The 13473-nt window shown below is 72.0% G+C and carries 9 protein-coding genes; 8 read left to right on the forward strand and 1 reads right to left on the reverse strand.

Annotated elements, in window-relative coordinates; all coding sequences use genetic code 11:
• Position 1: 1 nt before the first annotated feature.
• The 5 genes from ACQEV1_RS11690 (at position 2) to ACQEV1_RS11710 (ending at position 5865) form a co-directional block, all read left to right on the forward strand.
• The gene (locus ACQEV1_RS11690) at positions 2-1264 is read left to right on the forward strand and encodes an ATP-grasp domain-containing protein (RefSeq protein ID WP_433393653.1); all 1263 of its coding nucleotides are present in this window, start codon (positions 2-4) and stop codon (positions 1262-1264) included.
• Complete coding sequence (locus ACQEV1_RS11695) at positions 1261-2514, forward strand: MFS transporter (RefSeq protein WP_433393655.1); 1254 nt, start codon at positions 1261-1263, stop codon at positions 2512-2514. The genes ACQEV1_RS11690 and ACQEV1_RS11695 overlap by 4 nt, the downstream gene beginning before the upstream one ends.
• 27 nt (positions 2515-2541) lie before the next feature.
• A complete protein-coding gene (locus tag ACQEV1_RS11700; RefSeq protein WP_285568847.1) occupies positions 2542-3801 on the forward strand; it encodes an ATP-grasp domain-containing protein in 1260 nt (419 codons plus the stop codon).
• Between the two features lie 26 nt (positions 3802-3827).
• The gene (locus ACQEV1_RS11705) at positions 3828-5117 is read left to right on the forward strand and encodes a hypothetical protein (protein ID WP_433393658.1); all 1290 of its coding nucleotides are present in this window, start codon (positions 3828-3830) and stop codon (positions 5115-5117) included.
• A gap of 118 nt (positions 5118-5235) precedes the next feature.
• Positions 5236-5865, forward strand: a complete 630-nt coding sequence (locus tag ACQEV1_RS11710; RefSeq protein WP_285618816.1) for a nuclear transport factor 2 family protein — start codon at positions 5236-5238, stop codon at positions 5863-5865.
• A gap of 9 nt (positions 5866-5874) precedes the next feature.
• Here ACQEV1_RS11710 and ACQEV1_RS11715 read toward each other — a convergent pair whose 3' ends face one another.
• A complete protein-coding gene (locus ACQEV1_RS11715) occupies positions 5875-8595 on the reverse strand; it encodes a DEAD/DEAH box helicase family protein (RefSeq protein ID WP_433393660.1) in 2721 nt (906 codons plus the stop codon).
• A gap of 233 nt (positions 8596-8828) precedes the next feature.
• On the opposite strand from ACQEV1_RS11715, the gene ACQEV1_RS11720 reads away from it, so the two are divergent.
• From ACQEV1_RS11720 to ACQEV1_RS11730, 3 genes are all read left to right on the forward strand, one after another.
• Entirely contained in the window at positions 8829-10358 is a 1530-nt protein-coding gene (locus ACQEV1_RS11720) for an LCP family protein (protein ID WP_433393662.1), read from the forward strand.
• 214 nt (positions 10359-10572) lie between these two features.
• Positions 10573-12090 (forward strand): LCP family protein, encoded by a 1518-nt coding sequence (locus tag ACQEV1_RS11725; protein WP_285618812.1) that lies wholly within the window; start codon positions 10573-10575, stop codon positions 12088-12090.
• A gap of 81 nt (positions 12091-12171) precedes the next feature.
• Entirely contained in the window at positions 12172-13470 is a 1299-nt protein-coding gene (locus ACQEV1_RS11730) for a histidine kinase dimerization/phospho-acceptor domain-containing protein (RefSeq protein ID WP_433393665.1), read from the forward strand.
• Positions 13471-13473 lie beyond the last annotated feature (3 nt).

Here is a 13473-nt window from a genome sequence, read left to right on the forward strand (position 1 = left end):
CATGTCACACCGCCCGCCGGCGGACGACGACCGCCCGCTCCTCCTCCTCGTCGCGAGCAGCTACTGGGTCTACCGCGCCTACATCCTGGAGGCGGTGTCGGCGCGGTACCGGCTGTGGCTGCTGAACCCGGCCCCGCCCACGTGGGAGGACCCCTACATCGTGGGGCATACCGTGGTCGACTGCCTCGACCTGGAGAAGCTGACGGCGGCGGCCCGCGAGGTGGCCGAACACCACGAGATCGCCGGGGTGTACTGCTACGACGAGGTCTACGTCGAGACCGCGGCGTACCTGAGCGGCGCGCTGGGGTTCACCACCTTCACCCCGGACGCGGTCGCGCGCTGCCGGGACAAGAGCGCGACCCGCGAGGCGCTGCGGAAGGCCGGGCTCCCGCAGCCCGCCTCGAAGCCCGTCTCGTCCCTGGAGGAGGCCCGCGCGTTCGCCGCCGAGATCGGCTACCCGGTCATCCTCAAGCCCCGCAACCTCGGCGGCAGCATGGGGGTGCGCAAGGTGGAGCGGCCGGAGGCGCTCGACGCGGCGTTCGCCCTCACCGACGGGGTGCGGATGGGCCGCATCCGCCAGTTCGAGGACTACGTGATCGTGGAGGAGTTCCTCGACGGTCCCGAGGTCTCCGTCGAGTGCGTGCTGCACCGGGGCGTCTGCACCCCGCTGATCGTGGCGCGCAAGGTCCTGGGGGAGGGCCGGTTCGCGTTCGAGGAGGTCGGCCACGACGTGGACGCGAACGACCCGCTGCTCACCGACCCGCTCATGCTCGACATCGCCCAGCGCGCGCACGACGCGGTCGGGTTCACCGACGGCTACACCCACATCGAGTTCAAGCTCACCGGCGGCACCATGCACGTCGTCGAGATCAACGCGCGGCTCGGCGGCGGGATGATCCCGCACCTGGGCAGGCTGACGTCCGGCGTCGACGCGCCGCTGGCGGCGGCCGACGCCGTCGCGGGCCGGGCGCCGGACGTGTCGCACCCCGGGCCCCTCCTCGCCGCGTCGGTCCGGTTCGCCTATCCGCCGTACGACATGGAGGTCACCTCGGCGGAGGCGCACCGGGAGTTCCTGCGTCCGCCCATCGTCGAGATGCAGGTCGGGACGCAGCCCGGCGCGCAGGTACGGCTGCCACCGCGCGGCCTGGCCCGCAGCGGCTACGTGATCGCCGTGGCGGAGACGCTCGCGGAGACCCGCGCGGCCGTCGCCGACACCGAACGGTTCTTCACCTTCACCGGAACCCCGCTGGAGCCGGCGTCATGAGTGCAGCGGAGCCGCATCCCACCGTCCTGTCGACGCTGCGGACCATGAGCGGACCGGTCCGGATCCTGCTCCTGGGCAACCTGATCAGCAACCTCGCCGCGTTCCTGAACGCGTTCCTGGTGCTGTTCCTCACCGGGCGGGGTTTCAGCGCGGGGGAGAGCGGCGTCGTCCTCGCCGCGGTGATGGTCGGGCGGATCTCCGGGTCCGCGATCGGCGGCGCGGTCGCGGACCGCATCGGCTACCGCTGGGTCATCGTCGGCTCGATGGCGGGCACGGCCGTGCTGACCGCGGCCATCGTGCACGTGCCCAACGTGTGGGTCGGCGCCCTGGTGGCCTGTGGCGCGGGCCTGACCGCGAACGCCTACCGGCCCGCGGCCATGGCGTGGATCGTCGAGCTGACGCCGAAGGACCAGCACGTCATGGTCTTCTCGCTGCTGCGGCTCACGTTCAACGTGGGTTCGACGGTCGGTCCCGTGGGGGCCGCCCTCCTGCTGGCCTACGCGTCCTACGACACGTTGTTCTACGTCGACGCCACGACCTCGCTGGCCTTCGGCGTCGTCGCCTTCGCGGCGCTCAGGCCCGGCCGCGAGCCGGTCCCGGCCGGGAAGGCCGCGGACGACGGCGAACGCCCCGGCTACGGGCGGGTGCTCGCCGACCGGCGTTTCATGCTCGTCGTGCTCGGCCTGTTCCTGACCGCCCTCGCCTACATCCAGAGCTCGGCCGCGCTGCCGCTGTTCGTCAAGGGGACGGGGCACAGCGCGCAGGTGTACGCCGCCCTGCTGACCGTCAACGGGTTCATCGTGATCGCGTGCGAGGTGCTGCTGTCCAAGTGGACGCAGCGGCTGCCGATCGGGGTGCCCATGGCGGCCGGAATGGCGATGCTGGGCGTCGGTCACCTGATCTACACCGGGCCCACTCCCGTGGCGATGCTCGTGTTCGGCACGGCGATGTGGACGTTCGGCGAGGTCGTCGCCGCGCCGTCGATGATGGCCTACCCGGGTCTGGTCGCGCCGCCCGCCCTGCGCGCCCGCTACATCGGCGCGGCGACCGTGCCGCAGCAGGTCGGTTACGCCGCCGGCCCCATGATCGGCACGGCCGGGTGGCACGCCTGGGGTTCCGGCGTGTGGGTGCTCACCGGAGGTTTCGCGCTGGCCGGCGCGGTGCTCGTCGGGGCCGGCGCCGGGCTGCGCCGCCGGAGTCCGGCGCCGGCGGCGGCCGAGCCCGCCCTGGCCTCTTCCGCCGACGCCTAGACCAGACCCAGAAGAAAGGTGAAAGCCATGGACAGACCAGTCGTCGCGATCGTGCAACCCTTCACTTCGGCGGCGATGATCGCGCCGGCGCTGCGGAAGGCGGGCCTCAGCCCGGTGGCCGTGCTGGACTACGCCGTCCCGGCGTGGGGGTCGCTGTTCTCCTCCCACGTGCCCGGTGACTTCGACGTGATCGTCAACCACCACGGTGACCTGGCCGAGACGACCGAACGGCTCCGGGCGCTGAACCCCATCGGCGTCATCCCCGGCCTGGAGTCGGCGCTGCACCTGGCGCAGGACCTGTCCGACGCCCTGACGCCCGAGTCGTCCAACGTCCGCGAGCTGGTGGACGCCCGGCGGCACAAGTACCTCATGCACCAGACCGTCGCCGCCGCGGGACTGCCGATCCCCCGGCAGATCTGCACGTCCGACGCGGACGAGGTGGCCGCCTGGATCGAGCGCGAGGGCCTGACCGGCAGGGACCTGGTGATCAAGCCGACGAGCAGCGCGGGGACCATCGGGGTGAGCCGCGCGCCGGGCGGGCGCGGCTGGCGCGAGCAGTTCGACGCGCTGCTCGGCACCCGCAACAAGCTCGACGAGGTGGCCGATGAGGTGCTCGTCCAGGAGCAGCTGACCGGCACCGAGTACGCCGTCGACACCGTCAGCCACGACGGGCGGCACTCGATCACCGACATCATCAAGTACAAGCGGGTCCCGTTCGGCGAGGGCATCGCGGTCTACGACAGCGTCGAGTGGCTGCCGTACGACCGCGACGCCTACGGCGAGCTGATCGACTATGGGCTCGCCGCGCTGGACGCGGTCGGGCTGCGCAACTGGGCCGCGCACACCGAGATCATGATGACGCCGGACGGGCCGCGCCTGGTCGAGGTCAACGCGCGGCTCGCGGGCGCCGGCAACCCCGCCGTCACCGAGATCGGCACCGGCGGGAGTCAGGTCACCCGGATCGTGGACGTGTGCCGCGGGCTCGGCGCCGACCTGCCGCCCGGGTACACCCTCCGGCGCAACGTCATGGCGGTGTTCCTGATGTCGCACTCGACGGGGGTCGTGCGCAACGCCGAGATCTACGACCTGGCCCGCGAGCTGCCCAGCTACCACTCGCCGGTGCACGTCGTGCGCACCGGTGACCACGTGGACGCGAGCACCGACCTGCTCGCCAGCATGACCATGGGCTACATCATCCTCGCGCACGAGAGCAGCGAACAGATCCACGCCGACCGCGAGGCCATCCGGAAGATCGAGAAGGACCTGATCGTCACCCCGGACGCCTGACCACCCCCGACGACGAGGAGCCACGGATGGTCACCGAGAAGTACCTGGACGCCTGCGCGGCGGACGCGGGCCTGCGCGAGGTCATGACGAAGGCCGAGTTCCCCGAGGCGTTGTACGCGGCCTGGGGCAAGTACTTCCTGCCGCGTCCGCTGTTCTGCGCGGAGGACCGGATCCGTCGCGCCGCCGCCGACGTCGCCGGACTGTTCGACCTGATGGTGTCGCTGCCGGACCGGCTCTTCGGCGGCGACGTGCGCGCGTACTGCGCCGCGATCGGCGCCGACGAGCGGCGCACCGGCCTGATGACGCGGTTCACCGGCGAGCAGCCTCTGTACGGCCGGGCCGACCTCTACGACGACGGCACGGACTTCCGGCTGCTGGAGTTCAACGTCGGCAGCGAGCTCGGCGGGGTCGACGTCAGCGAGATCAACCGGTCACTGCTCGCCATGGAGCCGTTCGCCGAGTTCGCGGCCGAACACGGCCTGACGCACGTCGACACCCCGGCGGCCATGGCCCGGCAGTTCGCCGAGGCCACGGGGAAGGAGTCGCCGGTCGTCGCCTCGGTGGAGGCCGTCGGCGGCATGTCGGCCTACTACGAGTCCCTCCACCGCTCCTTCCAGGAGACCATGGGGCGGTACGGCGTCGAGACGGTGTACGGAGAACTCGACGACGTGCGGGTCGAGGGCGGCCGGGTGTACCTCCGGGACCGGCCGGTCGACCTGCTGCTGCGCTACTTCTCGGTCAACCAGGTGGCGCGCGACCCGCGCAACGACGAGTACGTCGAACTGGTGACCCGCGCGCACGAGAAGGGCGAGGTCGTGCTCTGGCTGCCCCTGAACAGCGCGCTGCTGTCATTCAAGACCTGCCTGCCGCTCGTCTCCGACCCCGACTTCCGCGCGGACCTGTCGGTGGAGGAGAACGCGCTGATCGACCGCATCCTGCCCTGGACGCGGACCCTCACCCCGGAGCTGGCCGACCTCGTACGCGCCGAACGCGAGCAGATGATCCTCAAGCCGTTCGCGGGCCTGGCGGGCCAGGGCATCCGCGTCGGCTGGGAGCAGACCGACCGGGAGTGGGCCGAGACGGTCGCCGCCTGCCAGGGCGGAGACCACATCGTGCAGCGTCGCGTCGACCCGATCCCGGAACCGGTCCTGAACCCCGAGACCGGCGAGGTCGAGAACTGGCGGGCCGTCTGGGGGATCTTCGCCTTCCCCGCCGGGTACGGCGGCGTGCTCTGCCGTGCCGTGCCGCCCGGATCGGGCTCCGTCGTCAACCTGGGCAGCAAGGGAGCCAAGGTGGCCTCGGCGTTCCACTACTGACCACTCTGAGGCGGCGGCCCCGGGTCCGTCTCCGCAGATGCGGCACGGCCTGCAATTGACTCCATGACGGAACTATTTAGCGTGGAGGTAATTGCAAGCTGACGCGAGGGGCGTAGCCATGCGATCCGAATCCGTGTGGTCGGACATGGTGGCCATCCAGGACCTGGTCTGCCGCGAGCGGTACTGGCGCGACCGCGGCGAGTGGGACGCCATGCGGTCGGCGTTCACCGACGACGCCCGGCTCCGGGTGACCTGGTTCGAAGGGTCGATCGACGACTATGTCGAGAGCTCCCGGACCCGGGACTGGGACCCCTCCGCGTCGTCCACGCACCGGCTCTCGCCGAGTGTGGTCACCGTGCACGGGGACCGGGCGCTGGCGGAGACCCCGGCGCTGGTGGAGCTGCGGATCGAGGCCGCCGGCATGTGGGTCGACGCGGTCATCAGCGTGCGCCTGCTGTCCCGCGTCGTGCGGACGCGGCAGGGGTGGAAGCTGGCGAGCATGGACGCGATCTACGAGAAGGACGTGATCAGGCCGGTGTTCCCCGCCGACCGCCTGGCCATCTCCGCGGAGGACACCGCCGCGTATCGGCGCTCCTACCAGTTCCTCGCCTACGGCGGGAACGGGCGGCTGCCCGACGACGTCCCCGGCGACGACAGGCCCGAGCTCGTCGCCGCCCTCTACGCCGCCGCCCGTGCATGGCTGCGTCCGGACGAACGGCGGGCGGCGGGCGGTCCCGCCCACGGGTGACGCGCTCGCTCAGTCCCAGGCCACGCGCAGCACGGTCGTGGCCGACAGCGGGTCCTCACCCCGATGGGTGGCGAGGACGCCCTCTCCCTCCGGAGTGTTGGCGTAGACCGGCTCGCCGGCCGAGATCCAGGTGTTCCACGCCCGTGCGAAGGCGGTGGCGCGGCCCCGGTTCTGGCCCAGGACGGCCGGCACCGCGTGGTAGACGACGCCGTCCGCCCGCGCGGCACCCGCCAGCCACTCCTGTACCGGAGCGGAGCGCAGGACGTACCTCGGCATGACGTAGCGCGGCGCGGCGATCGGGGAGAGGACCTCGTCCAGGGCGAGCGCGAAGCGTTCGGAGGTCACCGTGTCGACGTCGGCGAGCGACAGCCGGTAGGACCCGTCCGGCTCGACCCGCGCGACGACGCCCTCGGCCCCGCGGCGGGAGAGGCCCGTGGCGAGCAGTCCGTCCGCCACGGCGCAGGCGAACCGCAGCAGCGGAGGATCGCCCGCGGCCTCTTCCAGCAGGCGTTCCGCCCGGCGTAGCGCACGCGCACGGCGCACGCCCAGGAACGTTCCGGTCGCCAGCAGGGGGAGGCCGAGCAGCACGGCGACCCAGGTCAGTACGGTCAGCAGCAGGAGCGTCGCGCCGCCGCCCGCGAGGGCGAGCGCCGTCGCGGCACTCACCGGGCGGGCCGGGGCCGGGACCGCGCACGCCGCCGCGGGCACGACCGGCGGCGGCTCCGGACGTGCCGCCTCTTCCTCTCGTACCGGCGCGCCCGCCGTACGGGCCGCGCGCACCCGCAGGGTGTGCACGAGTTCGTCACGGAACCCGGTGCCGAGCCGCCAGGCCTCGCGGGTCGCCTCGCGCGCCGAGGCCCGCGCGAGCATGGCGGCGTTCACCGCGTCGAGCTCACCCGGCGCCGGCGGGGCGTACGGGGAGAACACCGCGTCGACGTGCGCCACCCCGGACACGATCTCCCCGTCCGGTGCGGCGGCCAGGTAGCCGCGGTGCTTGCGGACGAACCGCTGCCAGTCCGCCGCGCCCTTCGGGTGGCCGTCGGCGACGCAGACGACGGTCCAGACGTTGGCCACCTTCTCCGGCCAGGACGGATCGAGCCGCAGGGCGCGCCCGCGCGTCTGCACCACCGAGGTCGTGGTGGTGGCGGAGGTCAGGTCGATGAGCGCGTTGACCCCGCGGGCGTCCCAGCCCTCGCCGAGCAGAGCGCGCGTGCCGATGAGGATCCGGCAGTGCCCCTCCTCGAAGAACGCGGTGACCAGGCGCACCCAGGTGCGGGCCGACCAGGAGCCCCCGATGACGCACACGCCGCCGTCCTCGGTGAGCGACAGGTCCGGCCGGTCCGCCCAGGCGAGGAACGCCCGCGCCGTGGCCGGTCCGGCGGCGACCGTACGGCCGGTCACGAGCATCGGGCCGAGCGGGGCGGTGCGTTCGTCGGCCACCAGGTTGCCGAGCACGAGCCAGGCCGAGCCCGCCTCCGCCTCCAGCACCCCGCGCAGCCGGGCGGGCAGCCGCGCCCCGGCGCGCTCGTGGTCGCACAGGACGAGCGCGCGCAGGCGTTCGCCGAGCGCGGCGCCCTCGGCGGCGGCGATCTCCACGGTCGCGTACGTCTTGGCGGCGCTGCGCGCCAGCACCCGGTCCACCGGCGACCACGCGGCCCGTACGCCCCGTCGGGTCAGCGTGTACCCGACCGAGGGGAGCGCCCGCCGGATCGCCTCCACGGTGTCCGCGCCGGGCGCGGCGCGCGTCACGTAGTCGTCCAGCAGTGCCACCCAGTCGTCGGCGGACGGCACGTGCCGGTGCTCCTCGCGCATCCGTGCGCCGGGTGGCAGGCCGAGCAGCCCCGCATGGTGCATGCGCAGCGCGGCGGCGGCGAGCCGCGGCTCGTCCTTTTCGGTACGCGTCCAGGGCACCGCGTGCGTGTTCGCGGTGAACCGGGCGTCCAGCCAGGTCAGGAAGCCGGTCGAGGTGACCAGGTCGGTCGTCAGCTCGGCGAAGCGCTCGGCCTCGCCCGCGATGTGGTCCGCCTCGACCGCGGTGGGCGGGGTGAGCCAGGCCAGCTCGGCGAACGGCGCGAGGTGGCCCTCGCGGACGAGCGCCGGGATGGACGCGCCGAGGATCGGCGTGCCGAACAGCGTGTCGACCAGCGCGGCCTCGGCGGGGGACAGCGACTCCGGCGGGGTCCCGGTCAGGCCGAGGACCATCGCGTCGGGCAGGCGTTCGAGGACCTCGGCGACGAGACGGCCCCAGACGTCGAGCAGGTGGTGACACTCGTCGAGCACCAGGGTGAGCGGCCCGGCGCCGGCCAGCCGCTCGATGAGCTCACGGCCGTTGGCGTGCAGCCGCCGCATCGGGCCGCGGGCGCGGCCCTCGTCGTCGGTCTCGGCGTCCGGGTCGAAGATGGCCAGCGACTGGTAGGTGAGCACGGTGACATCCGCGCCGAGGGACCGGTCCGCGCCCGCCGTCGCGGTCGCGGGGGTGAACCGCCGCCAGTGCGCGAGCCACTGGTACTGGATCGCGGTGTTGGGGACCAGCACGACGACCTTGCGCGCCAGGCGCCGCGCGGCCTCCAGGCCGATGAGCGTCTTGCCCGCTCCCGGCGGCAGCACGGCCCACGCGCGCCGGCGTCCGCCGGCCCAGGCCGCGTCGAGCCGGTCGAGCGCCGTCGCCTGGTAGGGCCGGAGGGTTCCGGGCCAGTGCGTACGGGAGAAGCCGGCGGTCACCCGCGTCATGATGGCAGTCCGCGGCGGACCGCGCCCTCGCCCGCAGGGATCCCAAAAAGTGACGAAAACAATTGCGGATCGTCGTAACACCTTGGCATCCGCCGAGGATGTGCGCATCGGCGTAGATCAGCCGCTAGGGTCACCGTTCGTGTTGCCTCGTTCACTTCGCAATCTGCACGGGGCTTTTACGCGTCTCGTACAGGTTGAGACCTATGGTCCCGGTCTGGGACAGAGGAGTGCATATGGGGCGAGTCGGTTCCCCCGCCGACGATGACGTGGACGGCGCGTCCGGGGAAGAGCGGGAGGGCTCCGTCTGGCATGCCCTGGGGCTGACGATCGCCTCCGCCGTCGTCTGGGGCGTGGCCCACCTGGCGACGGGGCGACGCGTCGTGGGTTCGCTCCTCATGGCGCTCCTCGCGCTCGTCATCGGCGGCGCCGTCATCGTCGTGCTGGACTTCCGCGACGAACTCAAGCAGGTCGCGGTCCAGGGCGACTGGCTGGCCGGGATCATCGGGGGCATCCTCCTGCTCGCGCTCGTGTGGTCGGCCGTGGTCGTCCGCTCGTACCTGATCGTGCGGCCGCGCGGCCTGTCGGTGTTGCCGCGGGTGCTCGCGGGCGGCGTGGTGGTCGTCCTCGTCATCGGCGTCTGCACGCCGCTCGTCTGGGCGGCCCGCGACACCTACACCCTGCGCGACACCATCCACACGATCTTCCATGCCGACCAGGCGAAGCCGCCGGTCGTCAAGAACGTCGCCGATCCGTGGAAGGACAAGCCGCGCGTCAACATCCTGCTGATCGGCGGGGACGGCGCGGGCGACCGCGTCGGCGTGCGGACCGACAGCATGACCGTCGCGAGCATCGACACCCACACGGGTGACACCGTGCTGTTCAGCCTCCCCCGCAACCTGCAGTACTTCCCGGTGGTCCCCCGGCTGCGCAAGCGGTGGCCGAGCGGGTTCACCGGGGTGTCGGCCGGCGACGAGGGGCTGCTGAACGAGCTGTACCAGGACGCCGAGGACGACAAGTCGATGATGCCCGGCTACGCCAAGGGCCGCCGTGGCCCCGCGCTGGTCAGCGAGGAGATCTCCTACCTCATCGGGCAACCGATCGACTACTACGTCCTGGTCAACCTGTTCGGGTTCGCCGACATCATCGACGCGATGGGCGGCGTCAAGGTGCACATCGGTCAGGACATCCCGTACGGCGGGCCGGAGGACGGCAGCGCGCCGACCGGTGTGCTGAAGGCCGGCGACCGGAGGCTCAACGGCAAGCAGGCCCTGTGGTTCGGACGGTCGCGCACCATGAGCAGCGACTTCGTCCGCATGGGCCGGCAGAAGTGCCTGATGAAGGACGTCGCCGAGCAGGCCGACCCGCAGCGGGTGCTGACCAAGTTCCAGAAGCTCGCCGAGGCGGCGAAGAAGACGATCTCCACGGACATACCGGCGGAGATGCTGCCCGCGCTCGTCCGCCTGTCCGGGACCATGAAGCAGGGCGCGCAGATCACCAGCCTGATGTACGTGCCGCCGCAGTTCCAGAACGTGCGGCCGGACGTGCGCGTGATGCGCCAGGCCGCGGCCAAGGCGATCGCCGAGAGCGAGGAGGCGCGGCGCACGTCTTCCGCCTCTCCTTCCGCCAGCCCCGGCGCCACCGCCGACCCGAGCACGAGCGCCGACCCGAGCGTGAGCGCGGACCCGAGCACGAGCCCGAGCGCCTCGAAGAGCTCCGGACGGCACAAGAGCAAGGCCGTCTCGTTGACGACGGCGTGCGGCTGAGGCAGGCGTAACCGACCATGCGTACGGCGTCGAACGTGGTGAGCGGGCCTTACCGGGCAATCGCGGCAGGTGTGGTCATACGTACGGTACGATCCATCAAACCTCGCCAAGTGTTACTGAATGCTTCCATTCAATCACTTTGCCTTTCGCACGGTGTTGCATCGCGCGCTCATCACAATTGTGACCGGCCACGAGCAGAGGATCAGGAGACTTCATGGCACCGCGGCAGTACGGAGGACGGGCGGTGAACGGCCGTGAGCCGATCCCGGTCGCCGGCCTCTGGCGCGCCCTGGGACTCACTGTCGCCTCGGCCGTCGTCTGGGGCATCGCGCACATCTGGGCGGGCCGCCGCGCCACGGGCTTCACTCTCATGGGACTGCTCGCGGCCCTCATCTTCAGCGCGGCGACGGTCGGGCTTGCCTTCCAGGACAAGCTCAAGGAGATGGTGGTCCAGGACACCTGGCTGAACGTCATCATCGCGGGCATCATCGTGCTCGCGATCGCGTGGGCGGTGATCGTGATCCGCTCGTTCCAGGTGGTGCGGCCCCCGGGGCTGCCGACCGCGATGCGGATCACCTCCGGCGCCCTCGTCGTGATCATGGCGCTGATGGTCTGCACGCCGCTGGTGTACGCGGCGAACGCGACGTACGTGCTGCGCGACACCCTGTCGAGCATCTTCGCCGGCGACGGCAACACCGCCGTCAACGCGTCCGACCCCTGGAAGAACAAGCCGCGCATCAACGTGCTGCTGCTCGGCGGTGACGGCGGCGCCGACCGTACCGGCATCCGCACCGACAGCATGACGGTCGCGAGCATCGACACCAAGACCGGCAACACCGTGCTGCTCAGCCTGCCGCGCAGCCTGCAGAAGTTCCCCGTGCCGCCGAAGATGCGGAAGCTGTGGCCCTACGGCTACACCGGCGACGCCGCGAACCCCCAGCACCCCGGCGGCGAGGGCCTGCTGAACGAGCTGTACATCCAGGGCGAGCGGCATCCCGAGCTGGAGCCCGGATACAAGAGGGGTCAGCGCGGCCCGCACCTGGTCGGGGACGCCATCGGCTACCTCACCGGCCTGAAGATCGACTATTACGTGCTCGTCAACCTCAACGGGTTCAAGGACATCGTCGACGCCATGGGCGGCGTGACCGTGCACGTCGAGAAGCGCCTGCCGATCGGCGGTGAGATCGTGAACGGCGTCCAGACGAAGCCGCCGACGGGCTGGCTCTCGGCCGGTACGCACCACCTCAACGGCAACCTGGCCCTGTGGTACGGCCGCTCCCGCGACGCGGACGACGACTTCCACCGCATGGACCGGCAGAAGTGCCTGATGAAGGACATCGCGGACCAGGCCGACCCGCAGAAGGTCGTCGCCAACTTCCAGAAGCTGGCCAATGCCGCCAAGAACACCATCTCCACCAACATTCCCGCGGCGCTCCTGCCCGCACTGGTGAAGCTGTCCGGCACGGTCAAGAAGGGCGCCGACATCCAGAGCATGCCCTACAACCCGGGCAAGGTCGCCGGGTTCCACGTCTACGAGCCGAGCCTGACGGTCATGCGCCAGGCGGCCGCGAAGGCCATCGCCAACAGCACGAAACCCGCGACGGCGGCGCCGGCGAGCACTCCGAGCGCGAGCACGTCCACGAAGGCCAGGCGTGCCGGCGCGAACGCCTCACCCTCGGCCAAGTCGTCCTCCTCCGGGGGCGCGACGTCGTTGAAGAACGTCTGCGGCTGACGCACCGGCCCCCGGCTCCTCTGAGACGGCCCCTGCCGCAGGGTGGCAGGGGCACCGCCGGACCGGGGGCAGAATGACCGGATGACCGGAAACCCCCCGGCGGAGGGCCGTCCCCTGCGGCGCCGTGTGCTGGTCGCGATCGTCGGCGTCGCCGCGGCGGCGGTCGTGCTGTTCGCGCTCCCGCTCGCGGTGGTGCTCCAGCGGCTGTACCGCGACGAGGCGGTCGTCTCGCTCGAACGCGACGCCACGCGCATCTCGGCCGAGGTTCCCGACTCCATCGCGCGCGACCCCCGGCCGGTGCCGATCGTGACCCGCATGTCCCGGCGCCTGACCGTCGGCGTCTACACCCTGGACGGACGGCGCGTCACCGGCCGCGGGCCGGACTACTCGCCCGTCGCCGGGAACGCGGACGACGGCCACGTCCACGAAGCGGTCGAGCACGGGCTGCTGACGGTGTCCGCGCCGGTGCCCTCCGACGAGTCCATCGTCGCGGTGATCCGGGTCGCGATGCCGTACGACCGCATCTCGGCGCGGGTGGAGCGGGCGTGGCTGCTGATGGCGGCGCTGGCGATCCTCGTGGTCGGGCTGGCGGCCGTGGTGGCGCGGCGGCAGGCGGGCCGCCTCGCCGCGCCGCTCGAACGCCTCACCAGGGACGCGCAGGCCCTGGGCAGCGGCGACTTCTCCATCCGGGCCAGGACGGTCGGCGTACGGGAGGCCGACGCCGCGAGCCGCGCCCTGGAGGCGACCGCCCGGCGGCTCGGCGACGTGCTGGACCGTGAGCGCGCCTTCAGCGCGCACGTCTCCCACCAGCTCCGCACCCCGCTGACCGGCCTGCTCCTCGGGCTGGAGGCGGGACTGGCCGAGGACGATCCGCACGCGGTGATCCGTACCGCCCTGGATCGCGGCGAGCACCTGCAGGAGATCATCGAGGACCTGGTGCGGCTGTCGCGCGGCAGCGCGGGCGACCACGGCGTGCTGGACGTGCGGGCCCTGCTCGATGAGGTCCGGACCCGTACGGACGTGACCGTGCGGGTGCCGGACGAGCTGCCGGAGGTGCGGGCCTCACTCGCGGCCGTACGGCAGATCCTGCGGGTCCTGCTGGACAACGCCGTCACGCACGGCCGGCCGCCGATCACGGTGTCCGCGACCGACCTGGGCTCCGGTCTGGCGATCGACGTCACCGACGACGGCCCGGGGGTGCCCGACGGCGTCGACGTCTTCCGCGCGCCGGCCGACGGGCACGGCATCGGGCTCGCGCTTGCCCGTTCCTTGGCCGAAGCGGAGGGCGGCCGCCTCATCCTGCGACGTTCTTCGCCCCCCACATTTAGCTTGCTTTTGCCCGCGGGTGGATACGGTAGCCGCCATCAGTCACCGTCCTGACCG

This window comes from Actinoallomurus sp. CA-142502 (assembly GCF_050936355.1).
Lineage (GTDB): Bacteria > Actinomycetota > Actinomycetes > Streptosporangiales > Streptosporangiaceae > Actinoallomurus > Actinoallomurus iriomotensis.